Genomic DNA, 19,618 nt, shown 5'->3' with positions numbered 1-19,618 from the left:
GCTACACCAACGGCTACACCAACGGCTACACCGTAAGCATTACTTTAACTATTTTGATTTGGTTCTTCCATTGGTCTACCCTTGGGTGTAGGTAAAAGGGGACGACGGTCATCGTAAGGTAAAGGTATATACTGAACAGTGGGTCTTCCGCCTTGTGGTTGTGGATATAAGTCCATGAGTTCGTATATACAACGGGGCAGTCCGACTGTTACGGGCAGCCCCAATTCTGTGGCTTCCTCAACTGTGATGGGATAATCATGGGTGACACGTCCAGTGGTTAAAGCTTCGATGATGGGTTCTATATTTTCTGGGTTAACTTTTTGTTTTGGTATATTATCTTTGAGCAGAGTCCGTACAAATCGCTGTACTTGCTGAATTGCTTTGTCGGCTAAGTCTGCCATGATGAGAGTTTGGTCGTCAATTTCACTGATGGGTTTATCTTTGACGACTTTGAGAAGGCTGGCGGCTGGTAAGTTACCCAGTTGGGGATCAACTGGGCCTAAAACGGCGTTAGCATCCATGATGATTTGATCTGCTGCCAGTGCGAGCATTGTACCGCCACTCATGGCATAGTGAGGTACAAAGACACTGACTTTGGATGGATGACGAATTAAGGCTCTAGCAATTTGTTCAGTGGCTAGTACCAAACCACCGGGAGTATGTAAAATTAAGTCAATGGGGACATCGGAGGGGGTAAGACGAATTGCCCTGAGTATTTGTTCTGAGTCTTCAATGGTGATGTAGCGAGAAATGGGAATACCTAATAAACTGATGGACTCTTGGCGGTGTATTAATAAAATTACACGACTGCCCCGTTGTTTTTGAAATTCTTGTATGCTGCGGAAGCGTCTATATTCGATTTGGCGTTTTTGCCAGATGGGTTGTAGGGATGAGAGGAGAAGAAAAATCCAGAATAAGTCTCCAATACCAAAGCCCATAATGTTATTTATGCTGAGAGAAATTGTGATGCCATCATTGTGACAATTTTCAGGCGATCGCATTTCTATCTACGGGTTTATCTCGCAATTACAACTCATCAGGATTAATCCCTAATTGTCGCAAACGTTCTGCAAGTTGTATTGCTTTTCTTGATTCGCAAAATTAGGAGCAAATAAAGCTAGTCATAATAGAGACGCGATTCATCGCGTCTGTACATGAATGGGCAACTGATATCTTGCACCATTCTCAATAAGCTGAAGGCGATGCACACCTAACAACGTAAAACTACAGCTTTGAGCAACTTCCAAGCAATGCCCAGCCTACAAGCATTATTATCAAGAAACAGGTGCAAGATGTGTGTTTACTCGTCTTCGTCTGGCTCGAAATCGCTGTCTTCTAATGTTTGATGGGGGATGGCGGCAATAATCGCGTCAATGACTTTGGAAACTGGTAAAATCTCAATGTTAAGGTCGGGAAATTTCTGACCTTTAGGAACGATCGCTCGTTTAAATCCCAGTTTGGCTGCTTCTTTTAGCCGCAGTTCCATTTGAGACACGGCTCGCACTTGCCCACCTAACCCGACTTCACCAATCAAGACTGTACCCGGATCAACGATGCGATCGCGGAAACTCGCTACAATGGCGATCGCTATTCCTAAATCTACGGCTGGTTCTTCTACATTTAACCCCCCAGCCGAAGCTACGTAAGAATCTAATTTCGACATCGGAATCCCCACCCGCTTTTCTAACACGGCGAGAATCTGCACCAATCGGTTATAATCTATACCAGTCCCAGCCCGACGGGGTGAGGGATAACTCGTAGGACTGACTAAGGCTTGCAATTCGACTACAATCGGGCGTGTACCTTCACAAGCCACTACAATGGCTGTTCCGGGTGCGGGATCATCACGATTACCTAAAAATAACTCACTGGGGTTAGGTACTTCTCGCAACCCGTGTTGCACCATTTCAAAAATACCGATTTCGTGAGTTGCACCAAACCGATTTTTGACAGTTCTTAACAAGCGGTGGGAGGCAAAGCGATCGCCTTCAAAATACAATACTGTATCTACTAAGTGTTCTAAAACTTTCGGCCCGGCGATCGCTCCTTCTTTAGTGACGTGTCCGACAATTAACATGGTAATATCTTCATGTTTTGCCACTTTCATCAACGCCGCCGTGCATTCCCTCACCTGCGCTACCGAACCCGGTGCAGATGTTAACGCCGGAAAAAACACTGTTTGAATACTATCAATCACCGCCACATTTGGTTTTAGGGAATCGATTTCCCGCAAAATCTCTTCCAAATCTGTTTCTGGTAATATGTACAAATCTGCGCCTATACCTTCAGAGGCTTCTGGTTGCTGTTGATTTTCGGCTGTTGTTTCCTCTGTTGGTTTTGATTCAGGTGTGTCTTCTGTTGTATTATCCTGAGCATCTTCCTCTATACTACAAGGCTTGGAGACACCTAAACGTGAGGCTCTTAACTTGACTTGCTGTCCTGATTCTTCCCCGGAAACGTAGAGGATGCGATATCTCTGCGCTAATAAATTAGAGACTTGTAACAATAAGGTAGATTTGCCAATACCGGGATCACCACCAATTAACACCATCGAACCGGGAACTACTCCACCACCCAGCACTCGATCTAATTCACCATAACCTGATTCCCAACGGGTGACTTGGCGATCGCTAATTTGGTCAAATGTTAAGGCTGCTCGTGGTTTTGCTGGCTTTGTTGGCGATTTTCCGTTAATCTGAGTGGAATGCCAACCACTGACTCCCCCACGACTGAGTATATCTACGGAAGATTGGATGCTAATCTGTTCTTCTAAAGAATTGTAAGTACCACAATTGGGACACTTACCAAACCATTGGGACGACTCGGCTCGACATTCGTTACAAATGTAAAAGGTTTTGGGCTTTGGCATTCTTAAATCTTAAATAATATGAATTATCTTAATTTTTGCTTAAGTTTTCTTGTAGTTGAAAATCTGATTCATAGCGGCTTTACCGCTTTTTCCAAATTAATAGAGGGAATGATATCTTAATATTATGGTATTAAAAATTAATCATGAAAAATTTTTAGTTGTTAAGGAGCGTTGAGAAACTTGGAAAGTCATAAAGAAAAAATCCTGGTAGTAGACGATGAAGCCAGCATTCGCCGGATTTTAGAAACGCGCCTTTCGATGATTGGCTACGATGTAGTCACGGCTGGTGATGGAGAAGAAGCTTTAGACACGTTTCGCAAAGCTGATCCTGATTTAGTGGTTTTGGATGTGATGATGCCAAAACTCGACGGTTACGGTGTTTGTCAAGAGCTACGTAAAGAATCGGATGTACCGATTATTATGTTAACAGCCTTGGGAGACGTAGCCGACCGCATCACCGGGTTAGAATTAGGTGCTGATGACTATGTAGTTAAACCCTTCTCACCCAAAGAGTTAGAAGCGCGAATTCGTTCAGTCTTAAGACGGGTAGACAAAACTGGCGCGTCTGGTATCCCTAGTTCTGGGGTAATTCATGTTGGTAATATCAAAATTGATACTAACAAGCGGCAAGTCTACAAAGGTGATGAACGGATTAGATTAACAGGCATGGAGTTTAGTTTACTAGAGTTACTGGTCAGTCGCTCTGGTGAAGCCTTTTCTCGTTCGGAAATTTTGCAGGAAGTTTGGGGATATACACCAGAACGTCATGTTGATACTCGTGTAGTTGATGTACACATATCCCGCTTACGGGCAAAATTAGAAGATGATCCCAGTAACCCAGAGTTGATACTCACCGCACGCGGTACAGGTTATTTGTTTCAACGGATAATTGAACCAGGAGAAGAGTAAAAAGTTCTTAAGCGGAGGAAGCGGAGGAAGCGGAGGAAGCGGAGGGAGAAAAATTTTTACCCAGTCAACCGTCAACCATCAACCTTCCCCAATGACTAATGACTAATGACTAATGACTAATGACTAAATCTGATCCCAATCGAGTTTTACGGCGTTTACCTTTGGTAGTTGGTGGGCTAGGCGCAACCCTGTTGTTGATTAATCGCTTGTTAACACCGGAACTTACAGATTCCCAAGCGCGGGGTGATGTGCTGGGTGTAATTTTGAGTGCAGTGCTAATTTTAACCGGGTTAATTTGGCAACAAGTACAGCCGCGATCGCCTGAAGCTGTAGAATTAATTGGTGAAGAAGGTTTTGTGTTAGCACCTGATTTACCAGAAGCCGTGAAAACAGAATTAGCCTGGGCTTCGCATTTACTTTTAACTAATACGGTAACGCGATCGCTCGTAGTTTTCTATCAAGGTAAAGTTTTGTTACGTCGCGGCATTCTGGGCAAAAAATCAGAAGTAGTTCCCGGCGCAATTGTTAAACGGGTGTTAGAAAAACAACAGCCTGTTTATTTGGTAGCGTTAAATGTCTACCCAGGCAGATTTGAATTTGATTATTTACCAGAAAATACACAAGGGGTAATTTGTCAGCCTCTGGGTAATCAAGGTGTATTGATTTTAGGAGCAAATGCGCCTAGAAGTTACACAAAACAAGATGAAAACTGGATATCTGGGATTGCTGATAAATTAGCAGTTACTCTCGCAGAACATTATTGAAGGCAGATGGACGCAGATAAACGCGGATAAAGACAGATAAGTGCAACTTCACATCAGGGAACACCTGTTAGTAGGGTGCGTCAGTATGAATATTTTCTTGGTATGGCTAGGGTTTCTCGTACTGACGCACCCTACATTTTGGATTATGTTTTGATTCAGGTATTATTTTATATACATATATTTAAACGTTAGTTAATATACAAGGGACATAAATAACCTGTACAATACGGGTAAAACAATTTACCAAGTATTGAAAGGAAGCGTCAACATGAAATTGCAGTCAGTATCCCTTAGTATTGGCGTAGGTGTTCTCAGTAACTTAATTTCAGTCACTCCAGGTCTGATATTCAATTCCCCCCAAGTTGTTGCTCAAGAAGTTAGCTCATCTTGTCCTTTGCCGGCTGAAATTGCTGTTACTTTCGAGAACTCTAAATGTGAGGCTGTAAAACTCAATGAACCTCAAACTTTTTATCGCTACTATAGTAGCAGTGGCAACAAATATGGTAGGTATCTCACAACTAATAAATATGAGAAAAATACAGAAGTAATTAGGAATTTAGCTCTCAATCAATCTTGGGGGAATCAAGCCACTATGCGGCTAAAAGTGACTTTACCAGCAGGAACAACAGTTTATAAAGGCACTGTCGCACCTCAAACACCCGCATTATGCTATCCCGGTGGTGGTCAACAGACCTTTATTGAATCTACCAGAGATCCCAATATTAAATGGTCTGAGGACGGCAATATGGCTGTAGAAGATTTTACTTGTGAATAAATTTATGGCAACTCCAACAGAAAATTTTATCAAGCTCATCGACAAATCGGTTGAAATTGCTGAACAGATGCGTCATCACTCTGGACACTCACAGCGTTTAAATAATCTGATCAGTGTTCTCGAATCTGTTAAACACAAGACAATCAATGGTCAGCTTGAACCATCAGCAGGACATTCAACTCTTGGTCTAGCGCGGGAGGTGGCTGATTGGATTGATTCTTTGGATGCGCCATTACTCAAAGCTGTGGGTGCGGTAGAAGCATATTATCAACAATACTTTTAAATCTACCCATAGCCTGTTTTATTGAGTATTATCTTTGTCTAATTACTACTTTCTTTTAGAGTAAGGGGTAAGATATCTGACGATAATACTCAATATTTAAGGTATAAGAATCATTGCCAAATTAAAAACCCCAACTGCTGACACTCATTAAGAATTATGCAAATTATTTATTGGCTACTTGTGGCTTTGATGGTTGTAGGTATTATCGGTGCTGTAGTACCTGCTATACCTGGAACGAGTTTAATTTTAGTGGCAATTATTATCTGGGGAATTGTCAGTCATTCCTTTGTAGCTATTAAAATCCCTTTGATTGTGACAGCGATTGTTTTAATTTTGAGTATTGGCGTTGATTTTTTAGCTGGTTATTGGGGAGCAAAACAAGCTGGTGCTAGCAAGTGGGGACAAATTGGTGCATTTGTCGGGTTCTTGCTAGGGTTTTTCGGATTACTACCAACTTTACCTGTGGGTGGCCCGTTGTTGGGGATTTTGTTCGGGCCGTTGTTAGGTGCAATTATTGCCGAGTATATTTATTGTCGGCAATTAGGATTGGCAATTAAGGCTGGTGTGGGTATTGTGGTGGGAACAGTAGTAGGAAATTTGATTCAGGGATTATTAGCGATCGCTTCTGTAGCAGTGTTTGTTTATACAACTTGGCCGCAAGTGTTTGCTGGTTAGAAAATCGGATTATGATTGCTTTAATGAAAGTTGCGATCGCTTGTTAATTTCTGGCCAATTAACTACATTCCACCAATTATTTAAATACTCCCCGCGACGGTTGCGATATCTCAAATAATAGGCGTGTTCCCAAACATCATTGCCCATAATCGGATATGAACCTTCCATGATGGGGTTATCCTGATTAGCAGTAGTTGTAATTTGTAATTGTCCCTGGGGATTACGCACTAGCCAAACCCAACCACTACCGAAGCGGCTAGCACCAGCTTGGTTAAATTGTTGTTTAAATTGATCAAAGCTGCCAAAAGTTGTGTTAATCTCTTGCGCCAGTTCTCCTGTAGGTTCTCCACCACCTTCAGGACTCATGATTTGCCAAAACATTGTATGGTTTAAGTGTCCTCCGCCATTATTGCGTACCTTCGTCCGAATATCTTCCGGTACACTGTTCAAATCCCTCAGTAAACTTTCCACGCTTCTTTTTTGGAGATTCTGGAAATTTTTCAACGCATCATTGAGATTGTTCACATAAGCAGCATGATGCGCGTCATGATGCAATTTCATCGTTTCTGCATCAATGGCTTTACTCAACGCTGTGTTGTCATAAGGTAATGGCGGCAACTTGGCAGGAGAAGCACTTAGTTCTTTGTCAGTGTAAGCTACGGGTAGAGAAGAATAGGCAGCAGTTGATGAAGCGGTGGCAGTTTCCGACTCAGCAGTGGTAACTGTATCACAAGCCATTAACAGAGTTGACAGCAAAACAACTGTTAGCAATAAAGCAAATGTTTTTTGCAAATACTTCAACATCAAGTAATACCTCAAAATCAAGATTTTAATTGGTTGACAAGATTGATTTTCTCTGATCTCATCCGACAAATCAATCGGTGTATGGGAACTTTCAAAGCCCAGAAAGCTGAGGAAGCGCAGGAGAACAACTCATGGCTAATGACTAACTGCTGCAATTGTTATGTCAATGGTGACAAAATACTTAAAAGAATAGAATTAATAATTGCCAAAGCTATAGAACCGATTAATGCGCTCCAAAAACCCCAGCGCAGACGAAAGCCTTCTACTAAATAGGCTGCTAAGGCAAAAATTATTGCATTCAATACGAAAAAGAATAATCCGAAAGTCAGAAGAATAAATGGGAAAGTTAGCACACTCAGAATCGGTAAGAGTAAGGCGTTCAAAATTCCGAAAACAGCAGCTGCGATCGCCGCTTTCCCAAAACCATCAATTTCAATCCCTAATGGTAGCCTGGAAATAATTAAAAAGCTGATGCTGGTAACTAGCCAAGTTAAAATCAGGTTGAGCATAACAATGATTGCTTACACTATTTTATTAATTTACTAATTTTAAAATAATCATCCTCTGCTTTTGCCTTTTATGAGGATTATTACCGTGAACACCCTAAATTAATCACTTTCAGTTTAGTCAAGTTTATTATCATCCAAAATCCTTATTTTTATCAGCTTTTAATTTTCTATCTTTTTGCCACAAATTACAATTTGTCTGGACTTTTTAGTTGATTTAAACTTCTCTTACTTGCAAATTCTAGCACATAAATAATCAGAGAAAATTTATGTCTTAAATATATTCCTTTGGATATATAAATAAATCATGCAAGCAAAACTATTGGCAGAGATGGAACATATAGAGTTTTGCTAAACCTATATATAATTGAATTATTATTAAAGCTTCAGTATGAATAAATTAATAAGCTAGTTAGGGTAATGACTACATAAGCCAAATGTTAAGGTTTAAATACACAGCCATTCATCATAAAGCCAAATTTTTCTCTATAAAAAAATAATAGATTATTTCACGCTGTTTTTAGCAGATATTCTCACAGACACATGAAATATTTTGCTCATAAAACAACACGCATTTTTCACAAACATTCAACTTGTCAATATATATAACTCAGGCTAATCAATATGTCATTTAATCAAGGAATGCACAATAAATTAACATTGAATCAATCTATCAAGCAGGTGATTCAGAATGAAGTTAAAAACAACCAACCGCAAGTTAATAACTTAGACATACCTAATATAGCTATATCCTTAACTCCTATCGGTTTAGTTTTTAGTTGGGTGATATTTTTCCTGATCTTGCGAAAAATCAGGTCGATTTTAGAATATAAGATGGTAGAGACAGTTAAAGGAATAAATCAATTACCTTGTAGAAACTGTCGATTTTATGCAAATAACCACTATATGAAGTGTGCTGTGCAACCTTCTATTGTGATGACAGAAGAAGCTAAAGATTGCTCGGATTATTCCCCCAAAAATGATAAATTCTCTCCTAAAAATATTTTTAAATAAGAGATACTTAAGTAACCTCACCAAATTCTCGTCGTCGCTGTAGCCAGTTAGCTATATCATTAGCGGTGATAATACCTTTGAGCAAACCATTTTGAGTGACTAACACGCGCCGCACCCCTGAATCTTGCATTTTTTGTAGTACCTGAGTCATCTGTTCTTCTGGGCGCGTGGTTACTCCTTGTTCTGAGGGAATCATAGTTTCTTTAACAGTGCGGTACATCCATTCTTCTCGCGGGATATCCTTCACCTGATTTAAAGTAATAATTCCTATCAGGTTATCATTTTGAATGACTGGAAAAGATTGATAGCGACGACTGAGAAAATATTTATCCACTAATTCTTGGAGTGTTAAGTCAGCGTTGACGGTTTCTGGATAGGGTGTCATCACTTCTCTGGCTCGTACTCCTTCTAAACTGGTACGTAGCAAAATTTCCTCATAACTAGCAGTGGCGGCGTTATTCAAAAACCAACCAATCAGGATAAACCAGAGTCCGCCTATAATTGCACCAGCGAACATTTGCAACAAACCAACCGCAATCAGGCAATAACCAAGCCATTTTCCGCCTGTAGAAGCAACTTTTGTCGCTGTTTTGATGTTACCCGTGTATTTCCACACTAGAGAACGAAAAACACGCCCGCCATCTAAAGGAAATCCGGGTAACATATTAAAAATAGCCAATGCCAAGTTAATAGAGGCTAAATAAGAAGTCACACCATTAACTACAACGCTCCACCCTGCATTTTTACCTACATACCACAACACACCAAATAAGGCAGCAAGTACCACACTAATCAGAGGCCCAATTCCGGCAATTTGAAACTCATCGCCTGGGGTTTCTGCATCCATGCGAGTGCGGGAAACTCCACCAAAAATAAACAGCGTAATTCCCTCTACAGGTATGCCTTTAGCTCTGGCTACAAACGAGTGAGAAAGTTCATGAGTGAGTAATGAAACGAAAAACAGCAATGTTGCTACTATACCCATCCCAAAATAAGTAGCATTGCTGAGTCCGGGATAATTTTCTGGAAATAAACCCGCGCTTAAAGTCCAGAGAACGAGAAAGAATATGAGCAACCAAGACAAATCTATTCGGATTTCAAACCCGAAAATCGAACCTATGCGAAAGCCTTGCATAACTTGTTCTTGTTTCCAGCAATTTGAGTGAAAAAGCTTAACGCTAAATCACCAAAAGCATAGACAATGGTAATTATTGTTGCCTCTAGCAAATGATAGAGAGGTGTCAATCAGATATGCACCCGAAGAAAGATGAGAACTTTTGTGTTTTACTGGCTGCTTTTAAGTTGGTTCTTTTTGGGGTAAAGCCGCAGGTCGGATTTTAATTGTTTGCTGATTACCATTACGATTGATAGTCAATGGGATAGCATCACCAATTTTGGTGGCTTCTACTTGTTGTTGTACTTGCTGTGTATCTGTGATAGCAACGCCATTAATACTTTCGATAATGTCACCAGGACGCAAGCCGGCACGAGCAGCCGGAGAATTACGGGCAACTCCCAGAATAATTACACCTGAATCTAGGTTAATTTTCACACCAGCATCACTCTGATTAATTTTTGATTGCAATTCAGGTGTCAATTGAGCCATTTGAACGCCAATGTAGGGGTGATCTATTTTGCCTTTGGTGGCTAATTGTGTGGCGATACGTTGCACTGTATTAATGGGAATCGCGAAACCTAAGCCTTGCGCTCCTCGGATAATGGCGGTATTCATGCCAATAACTTCGCCTTGACTATTGAGCAAAGGGCCGCCAGAGTTGCCGGGGTTAATAGCGGCATCGGTTTGGATAAAGTCAACGCGCTCGGCTGGTACACCTAAATCCGCGACGGAACGCTGAGTAGCACTGATGATGCCTTGGGTGACGGTGTTATCTAGTCCGAGGGGATTACCAATAGCGATCGCCCACTGTCCTGGTGTCAGATTATCAGAGTTACCTAATTTTACTACTGGTAAGTCCGAGGCTGGAATTTTGACGACGGCGACATCTGTAACCCGGTCAACTCCTAAAACGTCACCTTGAACACGACGACCGTCTTTTAATAATACGGAAACATTATCCGCACCTGCGACTACATGAGCATTGGTAAAAATTAATCCGTCAGCACTGGTAATAAACCCGGAACCTATACCCCGTTGTACTTGTTCTTGACTGGGCAAATCTTCCCCAAAAAACCGCTCTAATACCGGATTAGGGGATACGGATACGGTGCGAGTGGCATCAATTCGCACTACTGCGGGGCCTACCTGCTGAACAACTCGTGTTACATAGTTAGGATCTGTGGGATTATGGGGAATTAGTGGTTGGTTTGCTGGTAAGGATTGAGTATTCCTAGCTCCTGGAGTGGCAATACATCCAGTTATCAAAAAAGCTAGGTACAGTGCAGGTTGTAGAACAAGTCGTTTCATGGTTTTGGCGGTGGCTTACACAGTTTTTTTTGTGGTGCAATCTTTTAACCAGCTACGCCAGGATTGAGTTGCAGTAATAACCAAGTTAAGTATGTACCGAAGGGGCCCCAGAGAGCATAGGGCAGGAACAGCCAAGCGGCTGTTTGTGAGATGGGTTTGACGATAAACGCCAAGATATAGACGAGAAGGGTAGCTACTCCACCAATAATGATTCCACCTGTGAGACTGCGAAGTTCTACTACGATGGGGCTGTAAGCGGATGTGAGTAGAGCGATCGCCGCGTAAATCATCATTAAATTTCCAGGTCTAAAACCTTGTTTTGTGCGTTTTTCCCAGACAATAATCGCTGAGATGGTGAGACAAGCCCAAATTAACGTCCAAATAAATGGGATGATTAACTCAAAAGTTAACCAGTCGGGACGTTGCAAGTTCTGAAACCAAGGATCGCGTAATGAGGTAAACAGGCTACCACCAAAAAATAATGCTGCTGAAACTGCTGTAATTATCCATTTAGCTTTCACGATGGTTTCCTGTTAAAGTGGCCTGATATTTGCAGTGTAGATAATTTCAGGCGATCGCTGCACCTATCTGGGGATGAGAGTAAAATCTTTCCTACCCTCCTCCCTAAAACGGAAATGGCAGTAAAAATAATTGAGTAATGTAGTATTTATCACCTTCTTGCCAGACTCCTACACCTGTTTGAGTGAATATGGGACGCAGAATATTGTCTCGATGTCCGGGACTTTTCATCCAGCCATCAATGGCGGTTGGTACTGGTTGAGGTATATTTTCACCTATTTCCGTAAGGAGGCTCACACGCTCACCCGATAGGGTCAGTGTCGAGAGGAATTGCGGGGGAAAAGCGAAACATCCCTTGACCAATACTGAGCGTGAGCGAAGCTAGGGAGAGGGATAGTGGAGCTTTTCCCAAATAAATCTTTGATACAACACGATTGTTTTGATGTATTATGTTCATCTGTGATTAGGTCGAAGTCATGGAACAAGTATTGACGCTAGTTTGCAAACTCAACCCCTCTCAAAAACAAGCAGAAGAAATCGAACTGGTATTGAAAGCTTTTGAGTCGGCGTGTAATTACGCTAACCAAAAAGTTAAGCCTCAGATAACCAGTAAGACTACTATTCAAAACATGGTCTATAACGAGATTCGTGCTTTGTTTGGGTTGAGTGCAAATTTAGCTGTGCGTGCTTGCGCTAGGGTTGGGGCTAATCGCAAAGCTGCCAAACAAAAAGACAAGCCGGTTAAAGCATTCAAGCCAACATCGGCTGATTATGATGCCAGGATTTTCTCATTTAGAGAGAAAGACTGGACTGTTAGCCTCACTTTGATGAATGGCAGAGAACATATCAAAATTGATGCTGGTAATTATCAAAGAGGTAAATTAAAAGGTAGAAAACCTACATCAGCGCAGCTATGTAAACATCGTGATGGCAACTACTACATCCACATTCAAATTAAAGATGAAGCACCAGAACCAATCAAATCAACTAATGTAATTGGTGTTGATTTTGGAAGGCGAGACATTGCTGTAACTAGCAATGGCGATAAATGGGATGGAAAGCAAATCAACGATGCTAGAGACAAGTTTTCTAGAGTGAGAGGTTCTCTCCAGAAAAAAGCTACGAAAGGCACAAAGTCAACTAGACGTAGAGCTAGAAATATCTTGAAACGGCTGTCGGGCAAGGAGAGAAGATTTCAACAATGGTTAAACCACAACATTAGCAAGTCCATTATTCAGGACGCATTAAAAAATCATGCAGCAGTGGCAATTGAAGACTTAACGGGTATTCGTGAAAGAACTAACCAGAAGCCAAGAAGTAAAACAGAACGTAGACGTTCAAACTCTTGGTCTTTCTATCAATTAAGGTCTTTTTTGGAATACAAAGCCATCCGATTTGGAGTAGAAATAATTGCTGTTCCTCCCGCTTGGACAAGTCAAACTTGCCATCAATGCCTACATATTGGATTGCGTTCTGACAAGAGTTTCAAATGTACTAATGAAGCTTGTTCTTGGAGTGGGGATGCCGATGATAACGGTAGCAAAAATATATCTGCTATTGGGGCTGTTTTTGTAAACCAGCCCAGAGGCTCGAACTGTTTGTGTTGCCATCTCAGCACAGACAGTTCAGGGCTACTAAAAGCCCACACTGACCCTGAGCGGGTACAGTGTGGGTAGTTTACTCATGAATAAGTTCTCACCGACTGCGGTGTAAAGAATACCGTCTTTTAGCACTCTTTCCTGTGGTGTACTACCGTCTGCACCAGTATGGCTAAAGAAGTTTTTTTGTGCCATTTGGCGACTATATTTACGGGCTACTTGCGCTAAATTTTGATGATCTTTTAATGGTTGAAGACCATTTTTTTGTCGTACTTGGTTAATTTCTTGGCGAATCTCTGCCTCTATTTGGGCGTTTGTGGCAGATTTAGGAGATAGTGACGGTTGTGGTGGTTGCCTAGATGGTAATTGTTTGGTGACTTGTTCACACCCAGTAGATAATAGGGCGATCGCTACCCATACTAAACATAGTTTTTGAGTTAAGTAATTCATCTCAAAATATAAATAAACTATTAGTTATTTTTTAGTTATTATGATTACAGTTTTATATAATAACTGGTGCATTAACGCAGTGTAACACAACCTACCAGTTTCATATTTATTTTATGATATTCCTGTTAAAAATGTAAATAAATCCTTGCCAAAATTTATCTAAAATTACTATATTAATCACCTTTTTTTGTACTGACTTGCATAATACTAAAAGATGCAAGTCGATATATTTGAAAATCTCTGACGCTACAAAACAATCAGAGATGAAATCTACAAAAAGCTGTATAACTAGCTGCAAATTCTAAGGGTTATCGCTGCGTAATTCTGAGGTTGATCATGAATTTCCAGTCATTTCGTCATTTTCCCGTAGGCATTTATGATTTTCATTGACATCAGTAAGCTTAATCTTTGGGTACAAGATAGAGAGACATTTCTGCAATACAGCAATAATATCGATTGGCGTTATGGACAAAAGCCAGACATTACCAAATCTCATCAAAGTTTAACCCCAGAAAGAACCAAGAATCATCCTGAAAATTCCTTGGAAAGATTGGTACAAAATTTATTGCTGAATTTTGAAATTGAGGCGAATTTTAAAACCAATCCGGCGCAGTGGCTTTCTGTTGTGCAAGATAAGTTTCGCATGAGTACCAATGCTGGTTATGGCTACACCATCACAGATTTAATTAATTCTGGTACTTATAAACTATTTATCGGCAACACAAAACATTATACAGCTACTGAGGAGAAGTTTGTCATCTCAAATCCTCTCTTAAATCTGGCATTTCCTGATGGTTTTTTATGGGAAGTTGTGGAAGTTTATTCTAGTTTGCCAACTATTGTTGTGAAATGGCGACAGTGGGGAAGATTTAACGGTGCATATAAAGACTATGCACCAACAGGTGAAACTATTGAAATCATCGGTACAAGTGTGATTCATGTCAACGAGAACTTCAAAATTCTGGCGTTGGAACATTATTACGACAATAACCAGTTGCTAGAACAGCTTAAATCTGGTGGTAAATTACCAAAAGTTGAGCAACCACAGCAGCAAGTAGAAGGTAGAAACACTACTCTTTCTATATTGCGAATTTTATGGGGTTGGATGAAGAAACTTTGGTCATGGGGAAAACTAATCAAAAACTTTAGATTTCGCTGAAAGTGGTTCATCTTGATGATGGTGACTGGGTACTGGGTGAAAGTTATTTTACCCTGCACCCTTGTCTCTTCCTAACCTCTAGGTTAAATGTTTCTCTTGTTGCAAAACATTTTCTAGCATAGGTGCTAATTCTTTATTTAATCGGCCTGATTTGACAAATTCTGCATAGGTATCGGCTTCAATTGCTAGTAGTTTCTCTCGAAACTTTTCACTGGTAAAATTTTGGAGATTGGGATGCTCATTTTGTAATTTGTCAATTTCTAGGAGCAAATCTTCAATTTCACCTTTGATCAGTTGCCCTTGGTAACGAACAAACTCTGGATTAACGCCGGGATGTGCTTCTGTTTGGAGATATTGCAAAACTCTTTCTAAGGCCAGATGACGAGCCACCATTTCTAAATATTCTTCTTTTAGGGGTGCATCACCTAGTAAATTGAGCTTTTTGACTAGCGGTTTAATAGTTAATCCTTGAACGAGGAGAGTAAATAGAACTACTCCAAAGACGATAGCAATGATTTTTTCTCGTTGTGGTAAAACTGTTGGTACACTCAAGGCTAAAGCTATAGAGACAGAACCGCGTAACCCACCCCACCACAGGATAGTTTGTTCGGGTAGAGAAATATCTGATTTGGTGATGGTGGTACTAAAGTAGCTGAGAATCCAAAGGGCGATCGCGCGCATTAAAATCATTGCTGCTACTGTCAACCAAATCGTGTCTAGATTTTCTCCTAAACTAGCGAAGCGTATTTGATCGCCGATTAGCAAAAATACAATGGAATTCACAAAAAACGCTAAAAACTCCCAAAATTCGGAGACAATAATCCGGGTGCGGGGATTCATCCCAATGCGAGAACCAAAGTTACCTAAAATTAAACCTGTGGTGACAACTCCAATCACCCCAGAACCACCCAAGTCTTCGGTAATTAAATAAGTACCATAAGCCGATACTAAAGTCAGAGATTGTTCTACCATTGGTAAATCAAAGCGTTGGGTGAGGTAAGAAATACCATAGCCAATCAAGCCTCCCACCGCTAAACCAATACCGACAACTTGAAATAATTCCAGCACGACAGGCTGAAATCCTAATTTAGCATTTCCTAAAGGCAAGGCTACCAAAAAACCAAAGGCAACTACTGCCATGCCATCATTAAATAAGCTTTCACCTTCCATGAGGGTGACTAGGCGTTGACTTACACCTAATTCCCGAAATAAAGCGGTGACGGAAACAGGATCAGTTGCAGACAAACTCGCACCGATGAGTAAAGCTGTAGTTATCGATAATCCCGCGAGTTGATGCAATCCAATTGCTACCCCAGCGATGGAAATTAAGACTCCTAACACCGCATACAGACAAATGGGGACAAATTCCTGCTTTAAGTCTCCCCATTTGAGATTCCATGCCGCTTCAAATAATAGGGGGGGTAAAAAAATGAACAGAATTAAGGCTGGGGAAAGTGTGACTAAACGCACATCCACCAACGCCAAACCTAAACCTACTATTACCAGTAGTAATGTGTAGGGTATCTGACGAAACCAACTAAATATTTGGGGTAGAGTCGCCACCCCTAAAGATACCGACAGAACTAAAAGAAACTGCTTGAGATTAGAGGCGATCGCTTCTTCTGCAATTGCTGATTCTATTACCATAAGAAAATTCCTGGTAGAATTCTGCACTATTCTCATCTGAACATTTTCCCAGGAATGATGCAAACGGACGTTTTGATTAAGCTTTGATAGTTTGTGAGTCTGGGGAAATTTCTCTGGTGGTGTTTTGGATTAATTCCTGTACTTGTGCTGCTACTAGAGGATGAGAATCTTTTTGCAGATAGGGTAGAAGTTCTTGAAGCACACGTTGGGAAACCACATTTAAATAAGCGATCGCTGCTTCTCGCACAAAGGCGGTAGGATGGTGTAAAGCTAACAAAATCTCTTCAATTGTCAGGCGAATCCGGTTAACTTGAGCAAAATGGAAACAGCAAGCCAAGCACCAATCAGAGAGAAAATTCCCCAAGGCAAGCATTCGGCGTAGTCTATCACCGATTGCTAACTGTTGATATTCGATCAGTCCAGTTTCAATTAAATAATGTAGCTTTTCTTGGGGCGATCGCTGATCTAAAATATTCAACAATAATGATTTGGTGGGTAAATTCACTGTATGCTCTAAAATTTCCAACCCCCGTGCTAAGTTTACCCCAGACTCAGACCGTAAATTAAACGCCGCAGCTTGCATTTTTTCTGGTGAATACAATAGTCGCAACAGCAGCAATAATCTTTCTCTCACATCCCATTCTATTTCTTGCAATGCCCGTTGCAGCAACTCATGAATAATCACAACTCGCTGGTTAGTAAGATGATTATTGTAAGTTAAATGAGGTTGTAAATCTAGATAAGCCGCGTAAATTTCACCTAAAAATCGTAGTTCCTGATCAATTAAAATTTCTACTCGACTGTGCTGGAATTTATCTACTAAATTAGTAATTTCTGATTGCTTTTGGATTTTCAATAAACTACGAAGAATATGATATCTAGTCGCACCCCAGGAAGATTCTAGATGTAACCATAAACTTTCTACTGCTTCTGAAGTCGAGATTTGCGCTATTGTCCGCCAAGCATACATCCGTAATACTTCTGGTTTGTAAACGTCGGTAGCCAGTTGTAGCAGCATATCTAAGGCTTCATTTTCCATTTTAATCAAGGCACGCATCGCCGTGGCACGGGTGGATTTGTAATATAGTGCTTTCAGCAATGCTGGGTAATATTCTTCCATGCGAGTGGCGGCAATCATTTCTAAGACAGCGCAGCGTACCCGCAAGGATTCATCTTGCAATAAGTTGGGAATGTGAATCCTTAATGCTTGTAGATAAACAGCTTCTCTTAAAGCTTTGACTCCATTCATCCGTTCTTGTTCTTGTTTGTGTGTCAGCATCCGACGCAGGGTTTTGGTTGCTGCTACTTTTTGCATTGGTGTTCCTTGACGTAGTAGCACAGCCGCCGCCGTGGCACGAATGAGTGAATGGTGTCGTGAGTGTAAATATTCTTCTAGGAGGCTGAGATTAGGATTAGCTTCTGCTAGCCAGACGTAACGCAAGGCTAAAGCGAACACTTCTGGATTGACAACCCCCGGAGGACGTTCTAATAACCACCGCACTTCTGAGACATATTCAGCCTTAGCACCGGCTGCTAGCATCACTTCTAAACTGTGACGCTGCAAATCGGGAGCTAACTTATAGAGTAATCCGGCTAAAATTTCGGCTGCACCTTGGGGATCAATTTGGGCTAACAGTTCAATGCAAGAGTGTTTATCGGTGGTGTTACCTTTTTCTTCTAACGCTTTGACTACGCCTTGTTTAAAGGCACGTAATCCGACTTTGGCAGCACTTAATTCACCACGTTCAGCACTTAAGACTAGCAAATCAACATAACGCGATCGCAATCCCCAAACTACTTTTAAACAGGCAGCAGCTACTATAATTGTTTCGGCAATAAATACCCATTTTTGGCTAGATAAAGGGAGAAAACGCCCGCAAATTATCAAGGTAATTAAAATTACTAAGCCAGCCAAACCGGTGGCGATCGCTTCGGCTGTACCTCCAGATAATGTCTGCGTCCGGCTGCGAATACGTTCGGGGATGGGTTGATATAATACCGGGCTACTACTAATGACAAAGGTATAACGTAGCAATTCGTCTACAAATTTCAGCCCCACCAGTCCCCAGAAAAAAGTCAGGGATTTGACTCCCATGAAGAAGTGCAACACAGCAATCAAACCTGGGATGACAAAGCCGACAGCTACAGGTAACAGCGCAGCACTAAAAAACACCCCAAAGCGTTCGATTAATCGGCTAGACAAAAACCATTGGGTGGCTAGTTCACACAGTCCGACAATGCCACCAAATAAACCTAAAAAGCTGGCGAGTTCTTTGTCACCTAAATTTAGCTTGAGTTCTTGCAGGTACTGAAAATCAATTAACAAGCCAATAACTTGTAACAACCCTACAAAGGCGAATAAATACCATGTATAGCGTTTAATTGGTGTTTCCAGACGACGATGGCGAGAGGCTTGTTCTTGGGGTAGGATACGTTGTGGTGCATCAGGAAAGGCTTCTCGATAGTGATGACTCAAGTAGGCGAGAATTGCAGAACCAAAGATAATGACGGCACAGGCAATCATGATCACGCGATTGAGTCGGGCAAATTGTAACAACCAAGGTAAACTAAAGCCACTGATGACATCTGCTACCAATAAACCACTACTTACCAGTGGGTAAGTGCGCTTAATCTCGCGGATATTGAATAATTGGTTGGCAACAATAGAAGTATTCAGGTCATTAACTACATACAGGGAATCTACCCACAACCTGAGTAGAAATACTACGATTACTGAAAATAAAGAAACTTGTATTCCCCAACGTAACAAGACTAAAAAAATTAACGGCATCACCATACAAGGTGCGATCGCTACTACCACCCAACGCAAGGGAAAAATCTTTTGCAACCAAGAATATAAAAAAACCAGTGCCATACCCATACCAGCACTAGCTATATACATCCAAGGTAGCGGCCCGGCTCCATATTCATCCAAAAACAGGGCAACTGTACTGTCTTCCGCCCATCGCAACCCCACAGACACAGTAGTGTAGAAGGCAAACAGCATCCCAGTCCGTTCGCCTTCCTCTGGTCTTAAATTCACCCACTTAAGGAGTTGTGTTAGCCAACTCTGATTTACAGCCAATGAGCGATTTTTCAATTCCATGTTTATTTTCTGATGTCATCACCGCATTTAGGAGATATGGAGGAGTCAGGGGAGTGGGGGGAGATGAGGGAGTGGGGGGAGATAAGGGAGTGGGGGGAGATAAGGGAGAAATAGG

Annotated in this window: 18 protein-coding genes and 1 pseudogene; 8 read left to right on the top strand and 11 right to left on the bottom strand. The window is 41.2% G+C overall.

What is annotated here, in order from left to right:
• Nucleotides 1–44: 44 nt before the first annotated feature.
• The gene (locus AACS98_RS09500; protein WP_066378804.1) at nt 45–938 is read right to left on the bottom strand and encodes an SDH family Clp fold serine proteinase; all 894 of its coding nucleotides are present in this window, start codon (nt 936–938) and stop codon (nt 45–47) included.
• A gap of 362 nt (nt 939–1,300) precedes the next feature.
• Nucleotides 1,301–2,869, bottom strand: coding sequence for a DNA repair protein RadA (gene radA, locus AACS98_RS09495; RefSeq protein WP_066378801.1), 1,569 nt, complete (start codon nt 2,867–2,869; stop codon nt 1,301–1,303).
• A gap of 180 nt (nt 2,870–3,049) precedes the next feature.
• On the opposite strand from radA, the gene rpaB reads away from it, so the two are divergent.
• The 5 genes from rpaB to AACS98_RS09470 all read left to right on the top strand — a co-directional run bounded on the left by rpaB (nt 3,050) and on the right by AACS98_RS09470 (nt 6,275).
• Nucleotides 3,050–3,778 (top strand): response regulator transcription factor RpaB, encoded by a 729-nt coding sequence (gene rpaB / locus AACS98_RS09490; protein ID WP_038087821.1) that lies wholly within the window; start codon nt 3,050–3,052, stop codon nt 3,776–3,778.
• 119 nt (nt 3,779–3,897) lie between these two features.
• Entirely contained in the window at nt 3,898–4,542 is a 645-nt protein-coding gene (locus AACS98_RS09485; RefSeq protein ID WP_066378798.1) for a cofactor assembly of complex C subunit B, read from the top strand.
• Nucleotides 4,543–4,810: 268 nt separating this feature from the next.
• Complete coding sequence (locus AACS98_RS09480; RefSeq protein WP_066378796.1) at nt 4,811–5,317, top strand: hypothetical protein; 507 nt, start codon at nt 4,811–4,813, stop codon at nt 5,315–5,317.
• Nucleotides 5,318–5,321: 4 nt separating this feature from the next.
• Nucleotides 5,322–5,600 carry a hypothetical protein gene (locus AACS98_RS09475; RefSeq protein ID WP_066378794.1) on the top strand — a complete coding sequence of 93 codons (279 nt, stop codon included), beginning with the start codon at nt 5,322–5,324 and terminating at the stop codon, nt 5,598–5,600.
• Between the two features lie 156 nt (nt 5,601–5,756).
• The gene (locus AACS98_RS09470) at nt 5,757–6,275 is read left to right on the top strand and encodes a DUF456 domain-containing protein (protein ID WP_066378791.1); all 519 of its coding nucleotides are present in this window, start codon (nt 5,757–5,759) and stop codon (nt 6,273–6,275) included.
• A 9-nt stretch (nt 6,276–6,284) separates the two neighbouring features.
• Here the strand turns inward: AACS98_RS09470 and AACS98_RS09465 are convergent, their stop codons facing one another.
• Together AACS98_RS09465 and AACS98_RS09460 are read right to left on the bottom strand one after the other, a co-directional pair.
• Complete coding sequence (locus AACS98_RS09465) at nt 6,285–7,079, bottom strand: superoxide dismutase (protein WP_066378789.1); 795 nt, start codon at nt 7,077–7,079, stop codon at nt 6,285–6,287.
• Nucleotides 7,080–7,237: 158 nt separating this feature from the next.
• Nucleotides 7,238–7,588 (bottom strand): phage holin family protein, encoded by a 351-nt coding sequence (locus AACS98_RS09460; protein ID WP_066378785.1) that lies wholly within the window; start codon nt 7,586–7,588, stop codon nt 7,238–7,240.
• Between the two features lie 621 nt (nt 7,589–8,209).
• On the opposite strand from AACS98_RS09460, the gene AACS98_RS09455 reads away from it, so the two are divergent.
• The gene (locus tag AACS98_RS09455; RefSeq protein ID WP_066378783.1) at nt 8,210–8,599 is read left to right on the top strand and encodes a hypothetical protein; all 390 of its coding nucleotides are present in this window, start codon (nt 8,210–8,212) and stop codon (nt 8,597–8,599) included.
• A 7-nt stretch (nt 8,600–8,606) separates the two neighbouring features.
• Here the strand turns inward: AACS98_RS09455 and AACS98_RS09450 are convergent, their stop codons facing one another.
• The 4 genes and pseudogenes from AACS98_RS09450 to AACS98_RS09435 form a co-directional block, all read right to left on the bottom strand.
• Nucleotides 8,607–9,734: a site-2 protease family protein gene (locus AACS98_RS09450; RefSeq protein ID WP_066378780.1), complete on the bottom strand. Its 1,128-nt coding sequence runs from the start codon at nt 9,732–9,734 to the stop codon at nt 8,607–8,609.
• Nucleotides 9,735–9,896: 162 nt separating this feature from the next.
• The gene (locus tag AACS98_RS09445) at nt 9,897–11,024 is read right to left on the bottom strand and encodes an HhoA/HhoB/HtrA family serine endopeptidase (protein WP_066378775.1); all 1,128 of its coding nucleotides are present in this window, start codon (nt 11,022–11,024) and stop codon (nt 9,897–9,899) included.
• Nucleotides 11,025–11,068: 44 nt separating this feature from the next.
• Nucleotides 11,069–11,545: a TspO/MBR family protein gene (locus AACS98_RS09440; protein WP_066378772.1), complete on the bottom strand. Its 477-nt coding sequence runs from the start codon at nt 11,543–11,545 to the stop codon at nt 11,069–11,071.
• Between the two features lie 103 nt (nt 11,546–11,648).
• Nucleotides 11,649–11,813 (bottom strand): annotated as a pseudogene (locus AACS98_RS09435) (CAP domain-containing protein); the annotation flags it as partial.
• Between the two features lie 206 nt (nt 11,814–12,019).
• On the opposite strand from AACS98_RS09435, the gene AACS98_RS09430 reads away from it, so the two are divergent.
• Nucleotides 12,020–13,219, top strand: coding sequence for an RNA-guided endonuclease InsQ/TnpB family protein (locus tag AACS98_RS09430; protein ID WP_066378766.1), 1,200 nt, complete (start codon nt 12,020–12,022; stop codon nt 13,217–13,219).
• On the opposite strand, the gene AACS98_RS09425 is transcribed toward AACS98_RS09430, so the two are convergent.
• Nucleotides 13,178–13,591: a CAP domain-containing protein gene (locus tag AACS98_RS09425; RefSeq protein ID WP_066378763.1), complete on the bottom strand. Its 414-nt coding sequence runs from the start codon at nt 13,589–13,591 to the stop codon at nt 13,178–13,180. The two genes, AACS98_RS09430 and AACS98_RS09425, sit on opposite strands and share 42 nt — an antisense overlap.
• A 376-nt stretch (nt 13,592–13,967) precedes the next feature.
• On the opposite strand from AACS98_RS09425, the gene AACS98_RS09420 reads away from it, so the two are divergent.
• A complete protein-coding gene (locus tag AACS98_RS09420) occupies nt 13,968–14,750 on the top strand; it encodes an ester cyclase (protein ID WP_066378761.1) in 783 nt (260 codons plus the stop codon).
• Nucleotides 14,751–14,828: 78 nt separating this feature from the next.
• Here the strand turns inward: AACS98_RS09420 and AACS98_RS09415 are convergent, their stop codons facing one another.
• A complete protein-coding gene (locus AACS98_RS09415) occupies nt 14,829–16,397 on the bottom strand; it encodes a cation:proton antiporter (RefSeq protein ID WP_066378751.1) in 1,569 nt (522 codons plus the stop codon).
• Between the two features lie 76 nt (nt 16,398–16,473).
• Nucleotides 16,474–19,503: a hypothetical protein gene (locus tag AACS98_RS09410; RefSeq protein ID WP_066378749.1), complete on the bottom strand. Its 3,030-nt coding sequence runs from the start codon at nt 19,501–19,503 to the stop codon at nt 16,474–16,476.
• Between the last annotated feature and the right edge of the window lie 115 nt (nt 19,504–19,618).

The organism is Anabaena sp. CA = ATCC 33047, assembly GCF_963870205.1.
In the GTDB taxonomy this organism is placed as follows: Bacteria; Cyanobacteriota; Cyanobacteriia; order Cyanobacteriales; family Nostocaceae; genus Trichormus.
The sequence above is the reverse complement of the archived record's forward strand: the minus strand, read 5'-3'. Positions and strand labels throughout refer to the sequence as shown.